The following is a 26,249-nucleotide window of genomic DNA, read 5'->3' as shown; positions in this document are numbered from 1 at the left end:
TTGAAATAACGTGGATCAAGTATTAAACCGGATCGTAATCTATGTGCCTGTTAATGAATCACTCCATTATACAGTAAAACCACTTTGGTGTTATATGGTCAAGCCTCACGAGCAATTAGTATTGGTTAGCTCAATGCCTCACAGCACTTACACACCCAACCTATCAACGTCGTAGTCTTCAACGGCTCTTTAGGGAACTTATGTTCCAGTGAGATCTTATCTTGAGGGAGGCTTCCCGCTTAGATGCTTTCAGCGGTTATCCCGTCCGAACGTAGCTACCCGGCAATGCCACTGGCGTGACAACCGGAACACCAGAGGTTCGTCCACTCCGGTCCTCTCGTACTAGGAGCAGCTCCTCTCAAATCTCAAACGTCCACGGCAGATAGGGACCGAACTGTCTCACGACGTTCTAAACCCAGCTCGCGTACCACTTTAAATGGCGAACAGCCATACCCTTGGGACCGGCTTCAGCCCCAGGATGTGATGAGCCGACATCGAGGTGCCAAACACCGCCGTCGATGTGAACTCTTGGGCGGTATCAGCCTGTTATCCCCGGAGTACCTTTTATCCGTTGAGCGATGGCCCTTCCATACAGAACCACCGGATCACTAAGACCTACTTTCGTACCTGCTCGACGTGTCTGTCTCGCAGTTAAGCGTGCTTTTGCCTTTACACTCTATGCATGATTTCCGACCATGCTGAGCACACCTTCGTGCTCCTCCGTTACTCTTTGGGAGGAGACCGCCCCAGTCAAACTACCCACCACACAGTGTCCTCGATCCCGATAAGGGACCTGAGTTAGAACCTCAAACGTACCAGGGTGGTATTTCAAGATTGGCTCCAATAGAACTGGCGTCCTATCTTCAAAGCCTCCCACCTATCCTACACAAGTAGGTTCAAAGTTCACTGTGAAGCTATAGTAAAGGTTCACGGGGTCTTTCCGTCTAGCCGCGGATACACAGCATCTTCACTGCGATTTCAATTTCACTGAGTCTCGGGTGGAGACAGTGTGGCCATCGTTACGCCATTCGTGCAGGTCGGAACTTACCCGACAAGGAATTTCGCTACCTTAGGACCGTTATAGTTACGGCCGCCGTTTACTTGGGCTTCGATCAAGAGCTTCGCTTACGCTAACCCCATCAATTAACCTTCAAGCACCGGGCAGGCGTCACACCCTATACGTCCACTTTCGTGTTTGCAGAGTGCTGTGTTTTTAATAAACAGTCGCAGCCACCTGGTATCTTCGACCGACTAGTGCTTACGGAGCAAGTCCTTCACACCGGCCGGCGTACCTTCTCCCGAAGTTACGGTACCATTTTGCCTAGTTCCTTCACCCGAGTTCTCTCAAGCGCCTTGGTATTCTCTACCTGACCACCTGTGTCGGTTTGGGGTACGGTTCCTGTATATCTGAAGCTTAGAAGTTTTCCTGGAAGCAGGGCATCAACCACTTCGTCCAAAAGAGGACTCGTCATCAATTCTCAGCCTTAAAGGGTTCCGGATTTACCTAAAACCCCAGCCTACAACCTTAAACGCGGACAACCATCGCCGCGCTGGCCTAGCCTTCTCCGTCTCTCCATCGCAATATACACGAGTACAGGAATATTAACCTGTTTCCCATCGACTACGCATTTCTGCCTCGCCTTAGGGGCCGACTCACCCTGCCCTGATTAACATGGGACAGGAAACCTTGGTCTTCCGGCGGGGGAGTTTTTCACTCCCCTTATCGTTACTCATGTCAACATTCGCACTTCTGATACCTCCAGGATGCCTTACAGCTTTCCCTTCAACGGCCTACAGAACGCTCCTCTACCATCCAAGATAAATCTTGAATCCGTAGCTTCGGTGTACAGTTTGAGCCCCGTTATATCTTCCGCGCAGGCCGACTCGACTAGTGAGCTATTACGCTTTCTTTAAAGGATGGCTGCTTCTAAGCCAACCTCCTAGCTGTCTGAGCCTTCCCACATCGTTTCCCACTTAACTGTAACTTTGGGACCTTAGCTGACGGTCTGGGTTGTTTCCCTTTCCACGACGGACGTTAGCACCCGCCGTGTGTCTCCCGCGCTCATACTCATTGGTATTCGGAGTTTGCATGGGGTTGGTAAGTCGGGATGACCCCCTAGCCCAAACAGTGCTCTACCCCCAATGGCAATACGCGAGGCGCTACCTAAATAGCTTTCGAGGAGAACCAGCTATCTCCGAGCTTGATTAGCCTTTCACTCCTATCCACAAGTCATCCCCGGACTTTTCAACGTACGTGGGTTCGGTCCTCCAGTTAGTGTTACCCAACCTTCAACCTGCTCATGGATAGATCGCCCGGTTTCGGGTCTATTCCCAGCAACTAAACGCCCTATTAAGACTCGGTTTCCCTACGGCTCCACTATTCGCTTAACCTTGCTACTGAAAATAAGTCGTTGACCCATTATACAAAAGGTACGCAGTCACCGAATAAATCGGCTCCCACTGCTTGTACGTACACGGTTTCAGGATCTATTTCACTCCCCTCACAGGGGTTCTTTTCGCCTTTCCCTCACGGTACTGGTTCACTATCGGTCAGTCAGGAGTATTTAGCCTTGGAGGATGGTCCCCCCATGTTCAGACAGGATAACACGTGTCCCGTCCTACTCGTTTTCATTAAAATGGCGTTTTCGTATACGGGGCTATCACCCTCTACGGCGACCCTTTCCAGAGTCTTCTACTAACACCAAATCAACTTAAGGGCTAATCCCCTTTCGCTCGCCGCTACTTAGGGAATCTCGGTTGATTTCTTTTCCTCCGGGTACTTAGATGTTTCAGTTCCCCGGGTTCGCCTCCACACAGCTATGTATTCACTGTGGGATACTCTACAAGTAGAGTGGGTTTCCCCATTCGGACATCTCGGGATCAAAGTCTGTTTATCGACTCCCCCGAGCTTTTCGCAGATTACCACGTCCTTCATCGCCTCTGACTGCCAAGGCATCCACCGTGCACGCTTGGTCACTTGACCATATAACCCAAAATAGTTTCCACTCAGAAGAGTGTCATATTAAGAATCACATACCAAAGAAGCTTTTGTCTCTTCTCTGGATTTACGATAATAGAAAGTCACTTAGGTTAAAGTGCTTTCCACCGGTTTAACGCTTGATTCATCGTTATTTCAAAATTCGAATTGTTAAAGAGCAAGTTTAGTGCAAAGCACTAAGTCAGAGACTATAAATCACCTCCGCATAACGAATCATGCAGGGTTAGTAGTATCTTGCTTAAGGCTTTGATTGTGTCGTGTATGTTTTCCAAGAAATGGTGGAGCTATGCGGGATCGAACCGCAGACCTCCTGCGTGCAAAGCAGGCGCTCTCCCAGCTGAGCTATAGCCCCATTTTTTCGTCTTTGTAACCGACTTCAATGATTAAACATTAAAGTATCCACCAAAATTTCAACAACAAGGCTTTTAAGTATGACGTTTAGCCTGCTAAACGAGAACTTGAATAACGCCGTTATTGAGATTTTGGTGGGTCTGGGCCGATTTGAACGGCCGACCTCACCCTTATCAGGGGTGCGCTCTAACCAACTGAGCTACAGACCCATACTTACTAGATTCTCAACCTAGTCGGCTGTGACCTCACCCTGCTCTCTACCTTAGTAAAGGGGGTGCGTTCTAACCAACTGATCAACTAATCCAATCTGTGCTAAATCAAATCGATTCAGACTACGACACTCTAAACTACAGATATCAGATAATTTGTGTGAACGCTCACCAGTGCTTCATATCGTTTAAGGAGGTGATCCAGCCCCAGGTTCCCCTAGGGCTACCTTGTTACGACTTCACCCCAGTCATTGACCACTCCGTGGTAACCGCCATCCCCGAAAGGTTAAGCTAGCTACTTCTGGAGCAATCAACTCCCATGGTGTGACGGGCGGTGTGTACAAGGCCCGGGAACGTATTCACCGTGGCATTCTGATCCACGATTACTAGCGATTCCGACTTCATGGAGTCGAGTTGCAGACTCCAATCCGGACTACGACGTACTTTATGGGATTTGCACACTCTCGCAAGTTAGCTGCCCTTTGTATACGCCATTGTAGCACGTGTGTAGCCCTACTCGTAAGGGCCATGATGACTTGACGTCGTCCCCACCTTCCTCCGGTTTGTCACCGGCAGTCTCCTTAAAGTTCCCACCCGAAGTGCTGGCAAGTAAGGATAAGGGTTGCGCTCGTTACGGGACTTAACCCAACATTTCACAACACGAGCTGACGACAGCCATGCAGCACCTGTCTCAGAGTTCCCGAAGGCACCAAAGCATCTCTGCTAAGTTCTCTGGATGTCAAGAGTAGGTAAGGTTCTTCGCGTTGCTTCGAATTAAACCACATGCTCCACCGCTTGTGCGGGCCCCCGTCAATTCATTTGAGTTTTAACCTTGCGGCCGTACTCCCCAGGCGGTCTACTTATTGCGTTAGCTGCGCCACTAAGTCATTACAACCCAACGGCTAGTAGACATCGTTTACGGCGTGGACTACCAGGGTATCTAATCCTGTTTGCTCCCCACGCTTTCGCACCTCAGTGTCAGTATCAGTCCAGGGTGTCGCCTTCGCCACTGATGTTCCTTCCTATATCTACGCATTTCACCGCTACACAGGAAATTCCACACCCCTCTACCGTACTCTAGCCTGCCAGTATCCGGTGCCATTCCAAGGTTGAGCCCTGGGATTTCACATCAGACTTAACAAACCACCTACGCGCGCTTTACGCCCAGTAATTCCGATTAACGCTTGCACCCTCTGTATTACCGCGGCTGCTGGCACAGAGTTAGCCGGTGCTTCTTCTGGAGCTAACGTCAAAGTAATTTGGTATTAGCAAACTACCCTTCCTCACTCCTGAAAGTGCTTTACAACCCTAAGGCCTTCTTCACACACGCGGCATGGCTGGATCAGGCTTGCGCCCATTGTCCAATATTCCCCACTGCTGCCTCCCGTAGGAGTCTGGGCCGTGTCTCAGTCCCAGTGTGACTGGTCATCCTCTCAGACCAGTTAGAGATCGTCGCCTTGGTAGGCCTTTACCCCACCAACTAGCTAATCTCACGCAGGCTCATCTAATAGCGGAAGGTCCGAAGATCCCCTCCTTTCCCCAAAAGGGCGTATGCGGTATTAGCATGCGTTTCCACATGTTGTCCCCCTCTACTAGGCAGATTCCTACGCGTTACTCACCCGTCCGCCGCTCGACGCCTGATAGCAAGCTATCATCGTTTCCGCTCGACTTGCATGTGTTAAGCCTGCCGCCAGCGTTCAATCTGAGCCATGATCAAACTCTTCAGTTAAAAAGTTTGCTTACTCAAAATTCGAAACACTAACAATTACTTAATAAAGCGAATTGACGTGTTTGACTCTCGTAAGACTTCAATTTTTTTGAAGCCCCAGCGAGCGCCCACACAAATTATCTGATTATCTATTTTAAAGAGCGTTGCCGTGCCACTTAAGCTGCTTACCTCTACTAGAGAGTGAAGCCCTGTCCGTGTCAGCGAGGGCGTATATTAAGGATCTACAGATTTTTAGCAAGCCCTTTTTAATTCTTTTTTGAAAAATACTTGTTAACCGTTTCTTTGACCCATTTACTCCCCCCAAGGATGGGCAAAAGGTTGCGCTTTTATCGATTGAATTAAACTGCATTCTTCTTTCAATATATCCTCCGCAACCTCTTTGACTGAACTACGCACTGACTCCATACGCTTTACCGACATAGAATTTCCCTCCAACTCCGAACGCAAAATTTCAATTTTCGCTAATGCAATTCTTTGTGTTGATTCATCAAGTTGACTGGCATGAGCACAGAGCGCTGCAATACACACCAGTGTTTCTATGCGCTTACCTAGCTGTTGCAATGGTAATTGCGCTTGCGTCAGCTCCAATTGATAGGCTGCACTAATTTTAAAATAATGCCAACGACATTGTCGAAGTTGGTATTCCGCAAATCTTAGATGTGGCTTTAATGGTGACGGGATACTGCTGTACCTTTTAATCAACCTGCTAGGAAGCCATTGTGCACAACGATCAATAAGGCTCAATGCCGAATTACGAGTTATCCAACCTAAAAGCCGCCAAAACCCGGCACTCATTACCAGTGATAACAGAAGGTTAGACATTCTTATTGGCGACTTAAAAAAGTGACCTAGGGACAGCTTTAAAATACGTTTTTCCTTAGCAACCGACCGACCATTTTTATCCGTGTTTGCCCGCTGTAAAAGCGCTAACAGCCCAGCCATGTAGCTTTCAGTAAACGACTTAGTTAAATCCCTTACCATTCCCAGCCGAATCAGATCATCTTCGCCCTCAACAATACCAAAGGCATGCGCTGTCGCCCTAATATCTGAAATACGAGAACCTTTATCCAAACTGCGCCCCCCCATAACCCGTTCACAGGCAATTAAAGAACCCAACAAATAATGAGCACTGGCCGATTTGGTGACATCTCTTAATCCAGCCAGATCTACTTTATTTTGATCTTGAGCTAAAGCTAGATGCGATAACGCTTGTGCCGTAAGCGCGCCCCCCAGAATTTTGGCCAACGCTAAGCGAGGCAATTCATGCTTGATAACCTTACCGCCAACACCTTCTCTTTGGGCCGCATAATTCACAGCATCAGCCGCCATCATTCGTTGGAAACCTGCAGCTTGCGCAGCCAACATACAACGCCCCATTCTTAAACAATAAAACAATACCTCAACACCATTACCTAAAATTTCCTGCTCATAAGGAATGGGGAAGTTTTTAAAATGAATTCTTGAGTTAATATTCTGCTGAAAAGCGGTCACGTTGGAACTTTGACAATAAAATGAAAACTCACCATCGATGTCTTCTTCCGGTAACTCAGTAACAAACAGTGCCAGCTCTTTACTGTCTTTGCCCTTCCTAGCCACGATTGCCATAAGACCACCATGAGTGGCACTAGTAATGTAGAGTTTATTACATTCACCTTCTGCAAAAAGCCGCCAACAAGCATTTTCTTTGTCATCTTCAACATAAGCTTTGACGCGCTTAGCATTCACGCCCACACCCACTTCGGTTAAAGCAAATGCAATTAGTTGCCCACCACTAATGACTGGTAAATATTTGCTTTTTTGCGCCTCTGTGCCATAACCAAGCAATGCACTAGAACCTATGGTTAATTGCCCTGAAATTTCAACCGATAAAGCCCCCAAACCATTAGCAGCAAAGTTTTCCATTAAACAAGCAAACTCACTGTAACGTTTGCCTTGCCCACCATATTGAGTTGGGACAGTAAAACCATAAGCCCCTTCTTTGGCTACTGCGTTACGTAATACAGATGTGATTTTCTCATCCTCACCAAAAGCCTCACCCTGTTGCAAACAGGACAACCCGGCCTGCAATATAGAGGAGGCTTCGGAGGTAACGGATTGTTTCATGTTATCGACACCTGAAAGCAGCTCTTTTATCGCAGGCTTAGGGCCGTAAATCATACGTTCAATTAAACTCGATCGAGTGGTCGCAAGGTGACGACTAGCAGCGTCTGCAGCTTGCTCTAAAACCGCAACGTCTTCTGCTTGAGCAAGATCGCCCGCGGCTTTTAAGGCTTGCGCAGAAATCGAGGTAGGTGATTCATCAGACATACAATATTCCTCAATAGGTTATTAAGGAAAAGGTACGCGAGGAAAGGACTTTGAGGAATGGCTCAAGATGCCGAAAATTAATGCAAATAGTGCCAACATGTTAAGTTATGCATATAAATACAAGACTAAACCTATCTATGTAGCTTTCTATAGTCGGTTGGACTCAGCCCAGTCCAACGCCGAAAGGCTCGAGCAAACACCGCCGCATCTGAGAAGCCCACTTTTTCAGCTACCACCGCAACAGAAATACCTTCTTGCGCCAACCAGTAACTCGCTCGGTCTTGACGCATAAAATCTTTAATTTTCTGAAAAGATGTTCCCTCTTTTTCTAACTTACGAATCAAAGTTCGTCGAGACATATGCAAGCTCTTAGCCGACTCATTAATATCGGGAAAACCAGTAGCAAATGCACGATTAAGCAAGGCTCGTAAATCACTTGCCACGCTAATATCCCCAGGCTGCTTCAAAAACAACTCAATAGGACAACGCTTCATGTAGGCTTTTAATGCATCTAAGCTTTGAGCATTTTGTCGAGCTAAATAAGACTGGCTAAAAACCAATCTCAACGCCTCTTGTTTGAAGACACGCTTGCAAGGATAAAGCTTTGCATAATCATGTTGCTGCGGTTCCGCATATGGAAAATGCACAGCCTCTAAAGGGATACGCTCTTGAATCAACCAAGAAGCATAACTGTGCCAAGCCAACAAGGTCATATCCGAAAATAAGTGAGACGTATCTAAACTCGCATCCGCCAACCTAAACGCTAATACAGCTGTATTATCAACCTCACTCAGTGTCATCTCATAAGCATCAGACACCATATTGTAGAAACGACAGGCCAGTTGCAAAACCTTACCCAATGTTGCCTCATGCACTGTAACACGTCCCATCATATAAAAAGCACCGACAGGTAAAGGTGAACTGGCCAATCCCATGGCTTCGTCTTGCAGCAAATCCCAAATACCTTCCACTATGCCAGCAAGCTTTTCAATTTCAATTTCAATTTCAACACACGGGTCTTCGATGACACTTGGATCTAAATCTGCATGCTTAAATAGAGAGTCCGCGTCCAACCCCTTCTCCAGTGCCAACCGATATAAACGTCCTATATAATGATTTGGTGTGGTTAAGGTTTGTCTATCGTGTGACATAGTGCTTCCTGTGTCGCAATCAATTCAATACTCTATATACAGCATTCATCCAGAACGAGCATTAACAGAACAAAAAAAGGCGCCGTAGCGCCTTTTTAACATAATAAACTAAGCCCTATTACAGGGTAAACAAATGGTGTTTTTTCTTACCCAGTTTCACTAGGAAAAATTTACCATAGTAACCTTTATCAGACGAAAAAATTTCCGCTGCTGACATGTTATCGTCCATGCCTTTTGCTTCGCCATTTACAAACACAGAATTGCGTTGCAATGCGTCTTTTACCTGCTTACCAGAAGCGGCTAAGCCGGCTTCTGCCAACAAGCTGGTCAAAGGCGTTTCCGCAAGATTCGCCTCAGCAAGGGAACTGCTTGGCAAACCATCTAATTGAATTTGCTCTAGATCCTGTTCGCTTAACTGATCAGCTTCACCACTGAATAAAGCTTGTGTAATACGTTCAGCGGCCACCAAACCTTCTTCACCGTGAACTAGACGCGTGGCTTCGCGAGCCAAAATAGACTGCGCCTGTGGTTTACCAGTACTATCTTTATCCGTTTGCTCGATCGCATCAATTTCTTCCATGCTAAGGAAAGTAAAGTACTTAAGAAATTTATAAACATCCGCATCCGCTGTGTTCATCCAAAATTGGTAGAAAGCGTATTGCGATGTTTTCTTAGGATCCAGCCAGACTGCACCCGATTCAGTTTTACCAAATTTTGTACCATCTGATTTCGTCACCAAAGGCACGGTCATACCAAATGCTTGAGACTTATTCTGACGACGAGAAAGATCAATACCACCAACAATATTACCCCACTGATCGCTACCACCAATTTGAATCGTACAGTCGTATTCACGGTTTAATTCTGCAAAGTCCATTCCCTGAAGAAGAGCATAAGAAAACTCCGTAAATGAAATACCAGCCCCTTCACGATTCAAACGCTGCTGCACTGACTCTTTGTTGATCATGGCGTTTACAGAAAAGTGTTTACCGATATCACGCAGGAAGTCGAGCACATTCATATTTCCAGCCCAATCAAGGTTGTTCACCACGCGCGCAGGATTCGAAACATCATCAAACTTCACAAACTGGCTAACTTGCCCACGAATTTTCTCAGCCCAACCAGCCACAACATCAGACGTGTTGAGTTGACGCTCAGCTGCTTTAAAACTAGGGTCGCCGATTAACCCAGTCGCACCACCAACCAAAGCAATTGGGTTATGACCAGCATCCTGAAAGCGCTTCAACACCAATAAAGGCACAAGGTGACCTAGATGTAAGCTATCGGCAGTCGGATCGAAACCACAATAAAGCGTACGACTTCCATTCGCCAGGTGAGATTTTAGCTCTTCTTCAGAGGTCATCTGCGCGATCAAGCCACGGGCTTGCAAGTCCGATAAAAGGTCGTTACTGCTTACTGTCATTATTTAGATCCACTTACTGAATAGTTAATTTCGTTTAAGCATTCAATTATAAAAGTAATATTGGTACGATTATAGGGCTTTATTAAAGATTTTTAGGTACGCACTTTGATTAAACTTATACCAACAAAGCACTTACTTCTTATTGCTGCGGTATGTGTCATGCTAGCCATCGTCCTGATTGCAGTCCCTGCAGACGAGGCCACTGACGATACACCGATTTCTATCCATGCCAATTTACAGTTGGTAGATCAATCGCAAGTCACACTAAATCAGTTGCAAGAATTAACCCCCAAAAGCCATATTATGCCGTCTATCTCAACGTCTGGGATTGTTTCTGGTTACGATGTGCCAACACCTGACAATCTCGTTAGAAAGAACAGTGCTCCTACCTTTAAAGAACATTCAATCACGGTTAAATCTGGCGATTCTTTATCAAAAGTTCTTTCTGCTAAAGGCATCTCACCACAAGATATCTACAAAGTCTCACAAGCTGATAAAAAGCAAAAATCATTAGTCAGAATGTTGCCTGGCCAAATATTAAATTTTACCACCAATGAGAAAAGTGGCGAATTAACCAAACTGACACTCATTCAAAACCGTCTAGACAGTGTTAAATTCGTAAGAGAAGAGGACCAATTTACTCGTACAGCCACATCCAGAATCCCTGAAATCGTTCAAACCTACAAAGAAGCAGAGATTAACAATTCTTTATTTGTTGATGGCCTAAAAGCCGGCATTAGCCAACCTCTAATCATTGAAATTGCCAACATCTTTGGCTGGGACATCGACTTTGCCTTAGACATTCGTAAAGGCGACAGCTTGAGCGTACTTTATGAAGAGAAATTCTTAGACGGAGAAAAAATCGGCAACGGCAACATCATTGCAGCACAATTCATCAACAATGGACGTACCTTTCAAGCCATTCGCTTTCAAACCAAAAAAGGCGCTCACTATTACACCCCTGATGGGCTAGCAATGCGAAAAGCCTTCATCCGCACCCCGGTAGACTTTTCACGAATTTCGTCAAAATTTAACCCTAACCGACTGCACCCAATATTCAAAACCAGCCGCCCGCACCGAGGTGTTGATTATGCAGCCTCCAGCGGCACCCCTGTAAAAGCAGCGGGAGATGGTAAGATTTCCTTTGCTGGCAAACAAAATGGCTACGGGAATGTAGTGATCATAGATCATGGGCGAGGCTATCAAACCCTTTATGCTCATCTGCGTGGTTTTGCTCGAGGCACAAAACGTGGCGCTCGCGTCAAACAAGGAAAGATCATTGCCTATGTTGGTCAAACCGGTTGGGCAACAGGACCGCACTTACATTATGAATTCCGCATTAATGGCGTCCACAAGAACCCTGTTACAGTGAAACTGCCAAACGACGACCCTATGCCGAAAAATGATTTGAAGAAGTACTTACCTTACGCACAGCAAGTTGTTACCACGCTAACCCGCTCTCACTCACCAGCTTTTGCTCGCAAGCTAGCGGCGTTAAAGCGATAACGAAAATCAAGACATAAAAAAAGCAGCCTAGGCTGCTTTTTTTATGTCTTATCGAAACGAGCCATTAAAACACGCTGTTGACGAATTCAATCAGTTGAGACTTAGAAACAGCACCAACTTTAGTTGCTGCGACTTCACCACCTTTTACAATGATCAGGGTTGGAATACCACGTACATTGTACTTAGGAGCCGTTTCAGTGTTTTCGTCGACATTCAACTTAACCACTTTCAACTTACCTGCAAACTCATCAGCCACGTCTTCCAAAACTGGCGCAATCATTTTACATGGACCACACCAAGGTGCCCAAAAATCAACAAGAACAGGCACATCTGAACTCAATACTTCTTCAGCAAATTGAGCATCCGTAATTTGGCTAATATTTTCACTCATAAAAAATTCCTTAAAATCTATATTGTTCAATGAATGAAGCTAGTGTACCACTAAATCATTAGGGTAAAAATCGATTCTCTTTAATTACATAATAGAAAAACACTATTGTGTAAGGGCTTGAATTGCGGAAGGTAATTCTAATAAAGAATGAATTTCCGCGTGGGAACGTGTGCCCCAATCCTCTCCCCAACGACGGGCACCATGGCGATTAAACCAGATGCTTCGAGCCCCCGCATTGGCTGCTCCAAGCACATCATCAATCGGATGATCACCAACATGTATCAAGCTTTCCGCCGCCACACCAGCCTGATTGGCGGCATGCTGAAAAAGATCAGGAGCGGGCTTAGCCACACCATACTGATCCGCACGTACCGCAAACTCAAAATAGTGACCTAAACCTACATAAGGATGAAATACATCAGCATTACCATTAGTAATAACCGCCAGACGATAATCTTGATGCAATTCAGCCAGCACATCACTCACATGAGGAAACAAATCCACCTTTTGACGCCACTCACAAAAATGCGCCAAAGCCGATTGAGCAACCATATTGGCTTCTTCTGTTGGCAATCCAAATGCTTTTAATGCTCGCTGGTAAATAGACAGTCGCAAACGGGTTAAATCTGCGATTAAAGCTGGATCCTGCTCTAAAATTGTTTGTCGCATTGCCTGTTGAGCATCGCCCCCAAACTGCAAGTAGAAGCCAGGAAAACGCTCTTCAAACCAAGATTCCATCGCATACTCAGCACGAACAATAACAGGCGAGACGTCCCACAGTGTGTTATCCAAATCAAAGGTGATAAGTACCGTCATGGGGTGAGCCTTAATAGAATCGCACTTAATAGATCCGCTAAATGCTGTAAAAAGAAGGTACCTTTGGCTTGATCAAAGGCTGTGGTTTTGTCCGACCCTAATATCAGCAAACCACGCTTTTCAATATCCCCACCAGCACGAGATAAAAGCGGAAGTACAGCGACAGAATTAACTTTTCCAGCGTTTTCAGCAAATAAATAAGACATTTCGTTTTCAGGTAAAATACCGCAAAAACAATCATCCAAGTTCATAGTAAAAGGCATTAAGCCTTTATCAACCTCTAAGTTATGACCTTTGATTGAACTGTCTTGATGATCACCAAACAAAATCAACGTATGAAAAGAAACTTCAAAGTCATCTCTCACCATATCGTCAACCGCCACAACTAAGTCATCTAAAGAACGGCAATTCAACCCAGCCAAGATCAAGCGCCGACTTTTTTGCATGGTCGACTCATTTTCGCGAGCCACCTCAACTAAGCGCTCAAACTGACCGCGATACTCAGCGGTCGATTTCCTCAACTGATTGACTTGATACTCCAGTAAGGAGATCGCTCGGCCATTAACTGGGTGAGGAATCGTAAGACCATCCAACACCTCGGCATTGCGCACAAAAAAATCTGGTGTACTAGACAAATATTGAATGATTTCCTCTTCGCTCATACAGCCTCTATAGGTAAATTTGACCTTCAAACACTTTTGCAGCCGGACCAGTCATGAGAATCGGTTCGCCTTCACCAGCCCACTCAATGTGTAAATCACCACCACGTAAATGCGCCGTCACTTTGGGTGCTAACCAACCTTGTTTAATTCCCGCCACAACGGCCGCACAGGCTCCAGTACCACAAGCTTGAGTTTCACCAACACCACGCTCAAACACTCGCAAGTTAATTTCAGCTGGATTAACAACCTGCATAAAACCAACATTGACCTTACTAGGAAAACATTCGTGAGACTCAATTTTTGCCCCCAGATTCTGCACCTGCTCATCCTGCAAAGTATCTACCTTTAGTACTGCATGAGGATTGCCGACAGAAACGGGCGTAATCAGATAATCATCACCATCAACCATTAATGGATACAAACCGTCGTTAAGCTCTGCAGAAAAAGGCAGATCCGCCGGAACGAAACTAGGCGCTCCCATATCTACGGTCACTAAACCATTATCTATTACTCTAAGTTGGATCGCACCACGCTTAGTTTCGACATTAATAACACGCTTGTGAGTAAGTTCTCGATCCAACACAAACTTGGCGAAACAACGCGCGCCATTACCGCAATGTTCAACTTCACTGCCGTCTGAATTATAAATGCGATAACGAAAATCCATATCTGGATTAGAAGGTGGCTCAACGACCAGCAGCTGATCAAAACCAATTCCCCAGTTACGATCACTTAAACGTTCGATCTGTGATTTATTAAAAAACACCTTACGAGAAACCGCATCCACCACCACAAAATCATTGCCGAGGCCGTGCATCTTTGTAAACTTCAATAACACAACGGCCTCCTCAGTCTGGCAGAACTTGTTCGCCGGCCAACTGATGCTCAATGGTTTCACGAGCGCGTATCAAATAAGCCGTATCTCCATCCACCATCACTTCGGCGGCACGATTTCGACTGTTGTAATTCGATGCCATGGTAAAACCATAAGCGCCAGCAGAGCGAACAGCCAGTAAGTCACCCGCTTGAATATCCAGTTCACGATCCTTACCCAAAAAATCGCCTGTTTCACATACTGGGCCCACTAAGTCGTAAACACGCTTGCCTTCGGACGTCGGCTGCTGAGAAACAGGAACAATGTCCATCCAAGCACTGTATAAAGAAGGACGAATCAAATCGTTCATCGCACCATCAATGATGGCAAAATTTTTATGATCGTTACACTTAAGAAATTCTACCTGAGTCAACATCACACCAGCATTAGCTGCGATGGAGCGACCGGGTTCAAACGCTAACGTCACGTCCATTCCTTTGACTTTTTCTAGTAGCAATTTAGCGTAGTCAGCTGGTTTTGGCGGCACTTCATCACGGTAACGAACACCAAGACCACCACCTAAATCTAAATGTTTGATTTTAATGCCCACTGCGGCCAACTCATCCAGCAAGCCTACTAAACGATCAAAGGTGTCTAAGAAAGGTTGCAGCTCAGTTAATTGTGAACCTATATGGCAATCCACGCCCATCACGTCAAGATTCGGTAATTCATTAGCGATCTGATAAATGCGAACCGCCTCTTTAATATCAATACCAAACTTATTTTCTTTCAGGCCAGTGGAAATATAAGGATGGGTTTTTGCATCCACATCAGGATTGACGCGCAAGGAAACCGGTGCTTTTTTACCCATTTCACTTGCCACTTTGTCCAAGCGGTATAATTCTGCTTCCGACTCAACATTAAAACAATGAATACCCACTTCCAAGGCGCGACGCATTTCTACTTCTTGCTTACCCAAGCCAGAAAACATGACCTTAGAAGGCTCTCCTCCCGCTTTTAATACCCGTTCAAGCTCACCAAGAGACACGATATCAAACCCCGCCCCCAAACGTGCTAAGACATTCAAAATCGCAATATTTGAACAGGCTTTAACGGCATAACAAATCAGCGTTGGGTGAGCAGCAAATGCTTCGGCATAATCCATATAGTGACGTTCGAACATCGCACGTGAGTAAATATAACAAGGGGTGCCAAATTGTTCGGCAACATCAGACAAGGCAACGCCTTCTGCATGTAAAGTCTGATTTGAATAAGCAAATAAATCCAAAGGGGAATCCTCAATTTTGTGACGATGTTTGTTGTGACGGCAGATTAGTCTCGGGTAAATAAAGGGAACCTTTGTTACCACAAGCAACCATGAATCCGGTCAAAATAAAAATTGCTAGCCACTTAGACATCGTAATATCTCTTCATTTTTTGATCAGGCTAGTATACCTTGCCAATCATGGGTTTCCCAACCCTAGCGCACGAAATAGCTGGATATTATTTACCCTAAAGAAAAACAGATAAAGCTTGAATTTGCGCACATTAACACCAAGATATAGACAGGCATTTTTACCAGAGGTTAGTTTACAAAGCAGAATGAAGAACAAAATTCTCCCTTGGAGCGCGGCATTGGGTTGTGCCATTGTTCTACACTTACTGTTACTAGAATGGTCGGCATCAGCAAGCTGGTTGCAAGATCAGACGAACACCATTCACCCTAAACTATTCATTCTAAAGAAAGACGAGTCGCTCCAGTCTTTAACACCAACAAACAGGGCTCCGCAAACATTTACAAACGATGAACAAAAAAACTCATTGAGCAATTTCAACAACACATCATCAGATAAAACAGTCATAACCGACAAAACAGATCTCTCGACAGAAGCGTTACCTAATGTTATCGATGACTTCACTAGTAAACCGCCACTGCTAGAATTAAGTGACACTTTCATCTCATCGGACCAAGACAACAGCGAGACAGAAGCTGTTTTCTCCGCGACACTCAGAGCAAAAATAGAAAAAGCCAAACAAGATCAAGAAGCGTATTTAAAAGGGCAGCAAAAAGAAACCGCATACCCTATTACTGAAGATGCAGATGGCACAAAATATGTCAATATTGAAGGAGTTTGTTGGCGTATACCTGAACCAGGAAGCGATGAATCTTGGGCCATTGTCTTTGCAGGCTGTAATGGACAAAAAGAAACCTTCCATTTCGAATTAAACATTGCCCCTAGCATCTTCTTAGGCCCTGACGCTGCCTTCCCTCTTTCTGAGTAAGCGACTGACTCGCACTCTTTTTTCCAAAAAAAAACGACGACCTAAAGTCGTCGTTTTATCTGTAACAATGTGAGCAATGCAATTCGATTATCGAGCGGCCAACTCAGATTTTGCTCGTTCTACTGCATTTAACACTTGTGCTGGAGCAGTACCACCAATGTGGTCACGAGCCGCAACGGACCCTTCTAATGTCAGAACATCAAACACATCCTGCTCAATCATATCACCGAACGACTGCAGCTCTTCCAAGGTCATCTCGGACAAATCCTTGCCTTCTTGCACACCATAACCCACCGCTTTACCGACAATTTCATGGGCATCACGGAATGCTACGCCATGGCGAACCAAGTAATCAGCCAAGTCTGTTGCGGTAGAAAAGCCTCGACGAGCCGCTTCATACATAGGTTCTTTACGAGACACTATGGCAGGAATCATGTCAGCAAACGCCCGTAAAGAGCCTTTTAACGTATCAACGGTATCGAACAGAGGCTCTTTGTCTTCTTGATTGTCCTTGTTGTAAGCCAAGCACTGTGACTTCATTAAGGTAAGTAATCCCATTAAGTGACCGTATACTCGACCGGTTTTACCCCGCACCAATTCCGGTACATCTGGGTTTTTCTTCTGTGGCATAATCGAAGAACCAGTACAGAAGCGATCTGGCAAATAGATAAAGTTGAATTGTGCCGACGCCCACATCACCAACTCTTCTGCCCAACGAGACATGTGCATCATGATGATAGACGCCGTAGAGGTAAATTCGATGGCGAAATCACGATCACTGACCGAATCCAAGGAATTATAAGTAGGACGTTCAAAGCCCAATAATTCTGCCGTCATATTACGGTCTATTGGATACGTTGTGCCTGCTAATGCCGCTGCACCAAGAGGCAGGATGTTAATACGCTTACGGCAATCAACAAGACGCTCGTAATCACGTTGCATCATTTCATACCAAGCCATTAGATGATGCCCGAAAGTAACAGGTTGCGCGGTTTGTAAATGCGTAAAGCCAGGCATGATAGTCGCCGCTTCTTTTTCCGCTAGACTTAAAATACCTTGTTGCAAACGCGTCACTTCTTCCAATAAAAAGTCCACTTCGTCACGCATGTAAAGACGAATATCCGTTGCGACCTGGTCATTACGAGAGCGACCTGTGTGCAGTTTTTTACCGGTAATGCCAATTTTCTGAGTCAGACGCGCCTCAATGTTCATATGAACATCTTCTAACTCTATTGACCACTCAAACTCACCGCGAGCAATTTCACCTTCAATTTCAGTCAATCCCTGAATAATCTGGTCACGTTCATCTTCCGTTAGCACGCCAACACTGGCCAGCATTTTGCCATGGGCAATGGATCCCTGAATGTCTTGTTTCGCCATTCTTTGATCAAACTCAACAGAAGCCGTAAAACGCGCAACAAAAGCATCAACAGGCTCAGAAAAACGACCACCCCATTGCTGGTTTGTGGTTTTATTTGTATCCGTCATTCGGTTAGTTCCTACACTAGGTTCATTTTGCTGCAAAGAGTACCTTATGCGCCTCCACTTATAAAGTATTGAAAGATGACGAAGGGACTCTTAACGAGTATCATGAGCAGCAAATTTTAAGGATTTTCATCGGTCCGCAACGCACTAGGAGACACAGTGAAAGATAAAATTGTGATCGCAACTCGAGAAAGCCAACTCGCTCTTTGGCAAGCCAACAACGTCAAAGCACAACTCGAAAGCCTGTATCCAGATTTAACCGTGGAACTCCTTGGCATGACCACCAAAGGCGATCAAATTTTAGACTCCCCATTATCCAAAATCGGTGGCAAAGGGCTATTTGTCAAAGAGCTTGAAGCGGCACTACTAGATAGGCGAGCTGACATCGCTGTTCATTCCATGAAAGACGTACCGATGGCCTTTCCAGAAGGCTTAGGTCTTGCCGTTATTTGCGAGCGCGAAGATCCTAGTGATGCTTTCGTTTCTAATCAGTATTCAAGCTTAGACGATCTTCCCGCTGGGGCGGTTGTCGGCACCTCCAGTTTGCGCCGTTCTTGCCAGCTTAAAATGCACCGCCCTGACCTCATCATCAAGGATTTGCGTGGTAACGTTAACACCCGTCTAAGAAAAATGGACGAAGGGGAATACGATGCCATCATCTTGGCGACTGCCGGATTGCTTCGCCTTGAAATGCGTGACAGGATTCGTCAAAAGATTCCAGCTGAGATGAGCCTTCCCGCGGGAGGACAGGGTGCCATGGGAATTGAATGCCGTGCCGATGATCGACCCACGCTTGAATTACTTGTGCCACTTCAGCACGAAGAAACCACCTATCGCGTGACCGCTGAGCGTGCTTTAAACGAACGATTAAATGGTGGTTGCCAAGCACCAATCGCTTGCTTTGCGATTCTTCAACAAGATGAAATTTGGTTACGAGGATTAGTAGGAAGTCCTGATGGCAAAACCATGATCCAAAGTGACATACGAGGACACAAAGACAACGCCAAACAATTGGGAGTAACACTGGCTGAAGAGTTACTTTCTCGTGGTGCCAATACCATCCTTGATGCCATTTACCAATAAAATAAGGTCTTTTAGCCGTGCCCAATCATCATATTCTGATTACACGTCCAGAACCTGAAAACCAGTTAAGCTGTGAGCGAGTCATTGCTCATGGCTGGCACGCTGCCTCATTACCAATGCTGGCCATAGAAGCGATTAACGATCCCCAAAAGATCGCACAAATTCGTTCACAAGTTTTCAATATCGATGAGTTTAACTACGTCATTTTCGTCAGTAAAAATGCCGCCAGATTGGCCTGCGAATGGCTGGATCAATGCTGGCCCATGCTTCCAATTGGTGTAAATTGGATCGGTATCGGCCAAGGCACCACTCAAACATTATTAGACGAAGGCGTTCCGGCCATTGCCAACCCAGGCCACACAACAGAGGCGTTATTGGCTTGGCTTAAGCCAGTCAAAATGCGCGACCAGAAAGTCCTCATCGTTCGTGGACATGGAGGTCGACCAGAACTCGGACAACAACTGGAAGACAGGGGCGCAAAAGTCAGTTATCTTTCTCTTTACGAAAGAAAAAAACCGCTGTATCACGCTCAAACATTCTTCATGCTGCCCGATATTAATTTAATATGGGTCACCAGTGGAGAAGGGTTAACACACCTTTCAGAGTATGTGATGCAACATAAACCTGAATGGCTGTCTCTGCCTATTTTTACGCCCAGCGAAAGAGTCAATCAATTGGCATTAGAATTAGGTTGGAAAAAGGCGTCATGCGCTCATGGTGCGGATGACACAAGCCTAATCAACGCGACGGAAATTCACACAGGACTTTAGAATGACTGATAATAACAAGCACGAATCCATTGACACAAGCCAAACAGAGGACACAAAGCAAACCAAACACTCTGCCGAAAGTGCTGATAACGTCACTCATTCCGACCCTGTCGCTCAAACCAATCACAACGGATCAAATAATCGTCGTGCCATGATCCTGACATCTGCGTCTCTATGCGCTTCGTTGGTTGCAATCGCCACCAGCAGCTGGCTTTATTACCAATCAACCATTAGCCCAATTCCTCAAGACATCCAACAACTTAAAGCACAACAAGAGACTCTCAATACTGAATTACAGGCCAGCCAAACCAACAAAGCTCAATTCGACCAAGTAGCAAAAAAAGTCAGCCAAGCTCAGCAAACCACTCAGCAGAAAACGCTAAAGCTCGTGCAACAACAGATTGAGCAAAGTAACAAAATACAATCGTTAGAAGCAAAATTACAACGTTTAAACAATACCACCAAAGAAGATTGGAAACTGGCCGAGGCAGAATACCTTATCCGTCTTGCCAACCAGCGATTATTGCTTGAAGCTGACACCAAAGGAGCTATCTCATTATTGAGCAATGCCGATGACATTTTAAAAGAACAGCAAGATCCAATTACCTTTGATACTCGTAAGGCTTTGGCGAAAGACATTCAAGCCTTAAGTGCGACCAGCCGATTTGATCTAGAGGGTAAATATCTTCAACTCACTGCTTTGTACGACAGTATTGTTACACTACCCCAAAGAGAACCCTCAAAAGAATGGCAAAACACTCAGCAAAATACGAATACCAAAGATTCGACAACGACGAGTAGAGTCGAGTCAGAGCTAAAGAGTTTTTGGCAATCATTACGATCTTTAGTCGTCATTAACTATCAACACAAGCCGATCAAAGCCTTATTACCGCCAGCGGAATATCAAGAGCTAACAACAGGTCTACAGTTGCAGCTGGACATAGCACAAGTTGCCTTAATGAAAGGTGAGGCTGTCATTTATCAACAAGCTTTATCTCGTGTTGCCACGGCCATCACTGAACATTTTGACACTCAGTCAAGCCCTGTCACGTCTTTCCTAGCCAGCTTGACCGCATTGCAACAAATCGACCCAGCACCAACCTTACCTTTGCCAAGATCATCTTTATTGGCCATGAAAACCCTAATGAAAAATTGGAACCAGCGTCAACCGAACAAAAACGAGGCTGAACAGAGCAACACTGAAGATACAGCCAGCCTTGAAAACAGTGAAGAACAAGCCAGCGAACAAGAGAAAAATGAAATCGCTGACGATGCTCGCTCTCAAGGAGAAAATTCATGAGAAAGCTACTCTTTCTACTGGTCATCATGATGGCAGCCGGCGGTGTCTTAGGCCTACTCATGCGTCAGGACTCTGGCTATGTTCTCATTGCATTCAATGGTGTCACAATCGAAACAAGCTTTTGGGTGCTTCTGGTCGCCATGATAGCCACTTTATTCGTGATGAGCTGGGTGAAGCGCATTTTATTCATCACACTCAGACCAAGTAACTCCATTGCTAAAGTGACTGACAACCTAGCTCAAAAAAGAGCCTCACGTAATGCCATTCGAGGTCTATTAGAACTGGTCGGCGGCAACTGGAATCGAGCTGAAAAACTACTGACGAACAGTGCTGATCGCGTACCTTACCCACTTATTAACTACATTGGCGCGGCTTACGCCGCGAGTGAACAAGAGGAACATGAGCGCTCTAAATCTCTACTCCGCTCAGCCCATAAATCAACCCCAGAAGCGGAATTTGCAATTGGTTTCGCGCAGAGCCAATTGCAAATTAAACAAGAACATTATGAAGGCGCGCTGGCCTCATTATTGCGACTTCACAAACTGAAACCCAAGCATCGACAAGTCGTCAAAATGCTGGTTGCTGTCTACACCAAACTGAAAGACTGGGATGCCTTATTAGCGTTAACCCCTACACTAAAAAAAGACGGCATTTTTGATGAAGATAATATGCTGGACTTAGAGCGTAATGCATTTTTAGCCTTGCTGGATAAAATCAAATTTCGCAATAAGTTAGGACAGAGCAGTAAAGAGCTAGTGGCCGAAGTGGAGTCCTTATGGAATAAACTGGACACACTCTCGCAAGATGATCGTATGCGACAGCTTTATGCACAAACCTTGATTCACTTTGGTGATGACGCCAAGGCTGAACATTTTATCCGTCAGAGCTTGAATCAAAAATGGTCAGAAAAACTGATCTACGAATACGCTAACATTCAGCAGGGCAATCTGAAAAAGCGCCTCACAAATTGTGAGGGTTGGCTAAAAAAAGAGCCCGCCAGTGCGAACTTATACCTAGTCTCTGGCCGTTTAAGCCAAGCTATGATGCTGTGGGGAAAAGCGAAAGACTATTACGAGCAAGCCCTATCGCTTGATGGACAAAGCGAGGCCTTGGCGGAACTGAGTCGTTTACTCGAAGCCATGGGTGACAGTAAAGCCAGCCAAGATCTGATGATGATCAACTTGAATCAAGCTAGCAATCAATTAAAACCCTTGCCTTTACCCTCACATTAAACAAAAAAAGCTGCCCTTGGGCAGCTTTTTTTGTTTCACCATTTTCCTTCAGATCATATTGGTCGTGACTATTTAAATCGCACCACGAGCTCATGCATATCGTTTGCCACCGTTTGCAACAAACGAATACTGTCACTGGAGAGCTGTGACTTCTCAGAACTTTGCTCAGCCAAATCAGAAATGCGTACGACCTGACGATTGATGTCTTCCGACACTTGCGCCTGTTCTTCTACTGCTGCAGACATTTGAATCGACATGTCGGTAATATTCGAAACAGAAGACACTATCTCCTCGAAAGCCCGCGCCATTGCAACAATTTTTTGCAAACCTTGCTCTGCATCTAACTTGCCCTGATGAGCAACTTTTACTGAGCTGCTAGCACCCATCCTTAAGGTTTCGATAATCTTATGAATATCTTGAGTCGACCCTTGAGTACGCATCGCCAGTTGACGAACCTCATCTGCTACAACCGCAAAACCTCGACCATGCTCTCCAGCACGAGCCGCCTCAATCGCCGCATTAAGAGCCAATAAATTCGTTTGCTCGGCAATTTGATCAATTACTTGGGCCACATCGGCAATTTTTTCAGAATGCTGAGCCAAATCCTGAACGGTCGAACTAATCTCATTCACTGTTTCACTGAGATCTTGAATCGAATCTTGCGCCTCGGTAATGATCACCTGACCGGATTGAGCCGAATGAAGCGAAGATTTAGCACTGTCTGCTGTAACTTGAACATGTTGTGCCACATCGCTAATGGTCGATGTCATCTCTTGCATAGCCGCAGCCACGTCCTGCGTCTCATGCTGTTGACTGGTCATCCCATTGGTGGTTTCTATGCTAAAAGAAAGTCCCACTTTTGACTGCTCAGATACCTTAGAAGACTCATCTTCAAACCGTGTTAGCACAGCATCAATACGAGACATCATGCTCTTCACCCCCACTTCCAACTGGGCGATAGACAACGATTGATCTGAATAGGTCACGGCCGCTAGGGGATGCATAAAGGCAGCCGGAAATCGGTTTTTAAGTTGTTGAATCAAATTGACTTGGTAACGCCAAAACAAAACATTCCCCAGTAGGCTTGCTAACAACAATATTCCCAAGCCAAGGTAGAGGTTTTGCAGTGTAGAAAAAATGGCCACAGCCACCAAACCTAGGGGCAAAAGAAGTGGCCAAGATTGCCATTTTTTAGGGATAACCTGCTTTCCCTGGCGTATCGCTTTATACCGTTTCTCTGCGCGAGCCACATCGTCACGTTTCGGTACCGTTCGAACAGACTCGTAACCAACAACTTTGCCATTGTCTGTCACTGGAGTGACATAGGCATCTACCCAATAAAAATCGCCGTTTTTACAACGATTTTTTACCAACCCCATCCAAGCCTTACCTTGCTTAAGGGTTTGCCACATCACTTCAAAAGCTTCTTCTGGCATGTCTGGATGACGAACCAAATTATGAGGACTTCCAATCAATTCTTCTTTCTCATAACCACTAACCTGAATAAAAGCGTCATTACAATGAAGAATTTTACCCTTTAGATCCGTTGTGGAAACCAACTTAACACTCGGATCAAAACTTCTTTCTTGATCTGTTACCGGAGTGTTGTTGCGCATAACCTTATCCTCAATCAAATTATAATTATCTCCTTCACCTTAGGGCCCTCCCAAGGCGACGCGAGGATATCAAATTCAATTATTACTTTAGTAAGGTTTTGTGTAACCAGCGAGTAACGACAGGCAACAGATATGTAGGGATTTGTAAAGCCCCAGCTAAGGGTAAAAAGGCGGGACCTAAAAGCACACCAGCCACACTATAGGTCAACAGAACATTTCGATTCCCAGATGTAATCGCTGCCGTTAAAGCGATTTCAATACCCTGCTTACGAAACACCAAAAAAGTGGTGACAAAAAACACCACACAAAGCGCCACTGCAATAACAAAATAACCTAGTGCCATCATTGGATCTGCATCAAACATCAAGCGGAAACTTCCGACCAAGCCCAAGGGAAACGCAAACACCAGTAAAATGGTATAAGGGGAAATTTTTAATAACAAACGATTAAGGGGAGCGGTGGGACAATAAGCATGGACCAAAAATGAGAACACCATAGGACCAAAAATAAAAATAATGAGGCGAGCAAAGTAACTCCCCCAATCTAGCCCTAATTCGTTCAAAGGGGCACTCAATAACGCCACACTTACCGTAATAGGCAAAAGCAAGGTCGTCGCAATGGTCATCGCCATTGCCTCAATGTTATCAAATCCCAATGCTTTGACGATGGCGGGTGTGGCAAACAAAGACCCTGTCGCCGCCACAGCGAGTATCGCCAACAATAAGTCCGCTGTTAATGAGAACACCCAAGCTAATATTGTCGCCAGCCCCATAAAAAAGAACGCATGTAAAGCGGCATATCGCCAAACACGAGCCTGGCTCAATCGCTTCAGCAATTCACTCTGCTTCATGCCAAGCAGCGTTAACGTCATTAAGCTAAACAATACCAAAGGTAAATAGGGGAAGACGGTCAAAGAGATAGATGGGAACACAAAACCCATTAAGGCAAACAAAAACATGAAAGGAAGAGAATGGCGAACCAGGAAGGACAACATGACGGCACCTTAATTAGGTAGCCCTAGATAAAATTCGTCCGTAAGTGCGATTATTTTTCCGAGCCACAATATCGTTTATTATTTTCAGGTAATTCAGCCATTTCTAATGGCCAGTCTTCTCGAACACGATCAAACTCTTCACGCAGAGCAATCAACTCAGCACGTTTTTCGACCGGCCATCGACTTTCATTAGAACGCTGATTTACTCTAGGGAATAGTATCAGATTATCACTCATAAATTATCTCTATTAATGCATTGTCTGGATATCTATCGACACTCTATGGATAATCTTTAGAAAACGCAAACTCGACGTAGATGAGAACATTATGAAATTTTTAATCTCCCCAGCAAAAACACTGGACCTAACCTCTGAGCCAAGCTTGACTCTCTCCAGCGCGCCGCAACTGACACAGGAATCTCAATTATTAATCAAGGCGTTATCCAACTATTCGCCTGCCGATATCGCTAGCTTAATGAAACTTAGCGATAGACTCGCAACACTTAATGTCTCACGTTACCAAGCGTGGCAAGAGAAACATACCAGTGACAATAGTCGACAAGCTATCTATACCTTTATGGGGGATGTGTATACGGGCTTAGATGCGTATTCCCTAAACGAAGATAACATGCAGTATGCGCAACAAAACTTAAGGATTTTAAGTGGTCTATATGGCCTATTAAAACCACTTGATCTAATGCAAGCTTACCGCCTTGAGATGGGCACCAAACTTGCCAATTCTCGCGGCTCTAACCTTTACCAGTTTTGGGGAGACATCATTGTCGACAAACTTAACCAAGAACTGCAAGAAGGAGAGCTATTGGTTAACCTAGCATCTAATGAGTATTTCAAAGCCGTCAATAAAAAGAAGTTGATATCACCACTGGTTAGCCCAAATTTCTTAGACGAGAAAAATGGTCATTTTAAAGTCATCAGTTTCTACGCCAAAAAAGCCCGAGGTTTAATGGCTCGATACCTTATCGAAAACCGCTGCCAGACATTAGAAGAGCTAAAAGCCTTTGATCTGGCTGGCTATCGTTATGATGCTGATCGCTCAACGTCGGACACACCTGTGTTTATCCGCCCTGAAAGCGCGCAGCCCAATAAGTAAATAAAGAAAATAAACGGCA

The 26,249-nt window shown here is 45.2% G+C and carries 20 protein-coding genes, 2 tRNA genes and 2 rRNA genes; 7 read left to right on the top strand and 17 right to left on the bottom strand.

Annotated features, from left to right (window positions below):
- Nucleotides 1-94: 94 nt before the first annotated feature.
- The 7 genes from MAR181_RS03715 to tyrS all read right to left on the bottom strand — a co-directional run bounded on the left by MAR181_RS03715 (nucleotide 95) and on the right by tyrS (nucleotide 10,168).
- Nucleotides 95-2,983 (bottom strand): 23S ribosomal RNA (locus MAR181_RS03715).
- A 291-nt stretch (nucleotides 2,984-3,274) separates the two neighbouring features.
- Nucleotides 3,275-3,350, bottom strand: a tRNA-Ala gene (locus tag MAR181_RS03710).
- 131 nt (nucleotides 3,351-3,481) lie between these two features.
- Nucleotides 3,482-3,558 (bottom strand) — tRNA-Ile (locus tag MAR181_RS03705).
- 189 nt (nucleotides 3,559-3,747) lie between these two features.
- Nucleotides 3,748-5,287: ribosomal RNA gene (locus MAR181_RS03700) — 16S ribosomal RNA — on the bottom strand.
- Together the 16S and 23S rRNA genes with 2 tRNA genes alongside form the textbook arrangement of a ribosomal RNA operon.
- Nucleotides 5,288-5,578: 291 nt before the next feature.
- Entirely contained in the window at nucleotides 5,579-7,594 is a 2,016-nt protein-coding gene (locus tag MAR181_RS03695; protein WP_013795257.1) for an acyl-CoA dehydrogenase family protein, read from the bottom strand.
- Nucleotides 7,595-7,725: 131 nt separating this feature from the next.
- Nucleotides 7,726-8,745 (bottom strand): AraC family transcriptional regulator, encoded by a 1,020-nt coding sequence (locus tag MAR181_RS03690; RefSeq protein WP_013795256.1) that lies wholly within the window; start codon nucleotides 8,743-8,745, stop codon nucleotides 7,726-7,728.
- A 118-nt stretch (nucleotides 8,746-8,863) separates the two neighbouring features.
- Entirely contained in the window at nucleotides 8,864-10,168 is a 1,305-nt protein-coding gene (gene tyrS / locus MAR181_RS03685; RefSeq protein WP_013795255.1) for a tyrosine--tRNA ligase, read from the bottom strand.
- Nucleotides 10,169-10,273: 105 nt separating this feature from the next.
- On the opposite strand from tyrS, the gene MAR181_RS03680 reads away from it, so the two are divergent.
- A complete protein-coding gene (locus MAR181_RS03680; protein ID WP_041651148.1) occupies nucleotides 10,274-11,674 on the top strand; it encodes a peptidoglycan DD-metalloendopeptidase family protein in 1,401 nt (466 codons plus the stop codon).
- Between the two features lie 64 nt (nucleotides 11,675-11,738).
- Here the strand turns inward: MAR181_RS03680 and trxA are convergent, their stop codons facing one another.
- The 6 genes from trxA to lptM form a co-directional block, all read right to left on the bottom strand.
- Nucleotides 11,739-12,065 (bottom strand): thioredoxin TrxA, encoded by a 327-nt coding sequence (trxA, locus tag MAR181_RS03675; protein ID WP_013795253.1) that lies wholly within the window; start codon nucleotides 12,063-12,065, stop codon nucleotides 11,739-11,741.
- A gap of 102 nt (nucleotides 12,066-12,167) precedes the next feature.
- The gene (locus MAR181_RS03670; RefSeq protein ID WP_013795252.1) at nucleotides 12,168-12,881 is read right to left on the bottom strand and encodes an HAD family hydrolase; all 714 of its coding nucleotides are present in this window, start codon (nucleotides 12,879-12,881) and stop codon (nucleotides 12,168-12,170) included.
- On the bottom strand, nucleotides 12,878-13,543 hold the full coding sequence (locus MAR181_RS03665; protein ID WP_041651146.1) for a DUF484 family protein: 666 nt from the start codon (nucleotides 13,541-13,543) through the stop codon (nucleotides 12,878-12,880). The genes MAR181_RS03670 and MAR181_RS03665 overlap by 4 nt, the downstream gene beginning before the upstream one ends.
- Before the next feature lie 7 nt (nucleotides 13,544-13,550).
- Nucleotides 13,551-14,381, bottom strand: coding sequence for a diaminopimelate epimerase (gene dapF, locus MAR181_RS03660; protein WP_013795250.1), 831 nt, complete (start codon nucleotides 14,379-14,381; stop codon nucleotides 13,551-13,553).
- Between the two features lie 10 nt (nucleotides 14,382-14,391).
- On the bottom strand, nucleotides 14,392-15,645 hold the full coding sequence (lysA, locus tag MAR181_RS03655; RefSeq protein ID WP_013795249.1) for a diaminopimelate decarboxylase: 1,254 nt from the start codon (nucleotides 15,643-15,645) through the stop codon (nucleotides 14,392-14,394).
- A 10-nt stretch (nucleotides 15,646-15,655) separates the two neighbouring features.
- On the bottom strand, nucleotides 15,656-15,775 hold the full coding sequence (gene lptM / locus MAR181_RS18735; RefSeq protein ID WP_144011202.1) for an LPS translocon maturation chaperone LptM: 120 nt from the start codon (nucleotides 15,773-15,775) through the stop codon (nucleotides 15,656-15,658).
- 184 nt (nucleotides 15,776-15,959) lie between these two features.
- On the opposite strand from lptM, the gene MAR181_RS03650 reads away from it, so the two are divergent.
- Nucleotides 15,960-16,640 (top strand): hypothetical protein, encoded by a 681-nt coding sequence (locus MAR181_RS03650; protein WP_144011201.1) that lies wholly within the window; start codon nucleotides 15,960-15,962, stop codon nucleotides 16,638-16,640.
- A gap of 87 nt (nucleotides 16,641-16,727) precedes the next feature.
- On the opposite strand, the gene argH is transcribed toward MAR181_RS03650, so the two are convergent.
- Nucleotides 16,728-18,128, bottom strand: coding sequence for an argininosuccinate lyase (argH, locus tag MAR181_RS03645; RefSeq protein WP_013795247.1), 1,401 nt, complete (start codon nucleotides 18,126-18,128; stop codon nucleotides 16,728-16,730).
- A gap of 156 nt (nucleotides 18,129-18,284) precedes the next feature.
- Between argH and hemC the strand changes: the two genes are divergently transcribed.
- The 4 genes from hemC to MAR181_RS03625 are packed head-to-tail and all read left to right on the top strand — an operon-like array spanning nucleotide 18,285 to nucleotide 22,510.
- On the top strand, nucleotides 18,285-19,208 hold the full coding sequence (gene hemC, locus MAR181_RS03640) for a hydroxymethylbilane synthase (protein ID WP_013795246.1): 924 nt from the start codon (nucleotides 18,285-18,287) through the stop codon (nucleotides 19,206-19,208).
- Between the two features lie 17 nt (nucleotides 19,209-19,225).
- Entirely contained in the window at nucleotides 19,226-19,978 is a 753-nt protein-coding gene (locus MAR181_RS03635) for a uroporphyrinogen-III synthase (RefSeq protein ID WP_013795245.1), read from the top strand.
- Nucleotide 19,979: 1 nt separating this feature from the next.
- A complete protein-coding gene (locus MAR181_RS03630; protein WP_013795244.1) occupies nucleotides 19,980-21,278 on the top strand; it encodes a uroporphyrinogen-III C-methyltransferase in 1,299 nt (432 codons plus the stop codon).
- Nucleotides 21,275-22,510, top strand: coding sequence for a heme biosynthesis HemY N-terminal domain-containing protein (locus MAR181_RS03625; RefSeq protein ID WP_013795243.1), 1,236 nt, complete (start codon nucleotides 21,275-21,277; stop codon nucleotides 22,508-22,510). Before MAR181_RS03630 ends, MAR181_RS03625 begins: the two co-directional genes overlap by 4 nt.
- 68 nt (nucleotides 22,511-22,578) lie before the next feature.
- Here the strand turns inward: MAR181_RS03625 and MAR181_RS03620 are convergent, their stop codons facing one another.
- From MAR181_RS03620 to MAR181_RS03610, 3 genes are all read right to left on the bottom strand, one after another.
- Nucleotides 22,579-24,126: a methyl-accepting chemotaxis protein gene (locus MAR181_RS03620; protein ID WP_013795242.1), complete on the bottom strand. Its 1,548-nt coding sequence runs from the start codon at nucleotides 24,124-24,126 to the stop codon at nucleotides 22,579-22,581.
- A gap of 82 nt (nucleotides 24,127-24,208) precedes the next feature.
- Nucleotides 24,209-25,120: a hypothetical protein gene (locus MAR181_RS03615; protein WP_013795241.1), complete on the bottom strand. Its 912-nt coding sequence runs from the start codon at nucleotides 25,118-25,120 to the stop codon at nucleotides 24,209-24,211.
- Between the two features lie 50 nt (nucleotides 25,121-25,170).
- Complete coding sequence (locus tag MAR181_RS03610) at nucleotides 25,171-25,356, bottom strand: hypothetical protein (RefSeq protein ID WP_013795240.1); 186 nt, start codon at nucleotides 25,354-25,356, stop codon at nucleotides 25,171-25,173.
- Between the two features lie 91 nt (nucleotides 25,357-25,447).
- Here MAR181_RS03610 and yaaA point away from each other — a divergent pair, with 91 nt between their 5' ends.
- Complete coding sequence (gene yaaA, locus MAR181_RS03605; RefSeq protein WP_013795239.1) at nucleotides 25,448-26,230, top strand: peroxide stress protein YaaA; 783 nt, start codon at nucleotides 25,448-25,450, stop codon at nucleotides 26,228-26,230.
- Nucleotides 26,231-26,249 lie beyond the last annotated feature (19 nt).

The sequence above is a fragment of the Marinomonas posidonica IVIA-Po-181 genome, assembly GCF_000214215.1.
Taxonomy (GTDB): Bacteria; Pseudomonadota; Gammaproteobacteria; order Pseudomonadales; family Marinomonadaceae; genus Marinomonas; species Marinomonas posidonica.
Note: the sequence above shows the minus strand (reverse complement) of the source record. Positions and strands in the feature narration are given on the sequence as shown.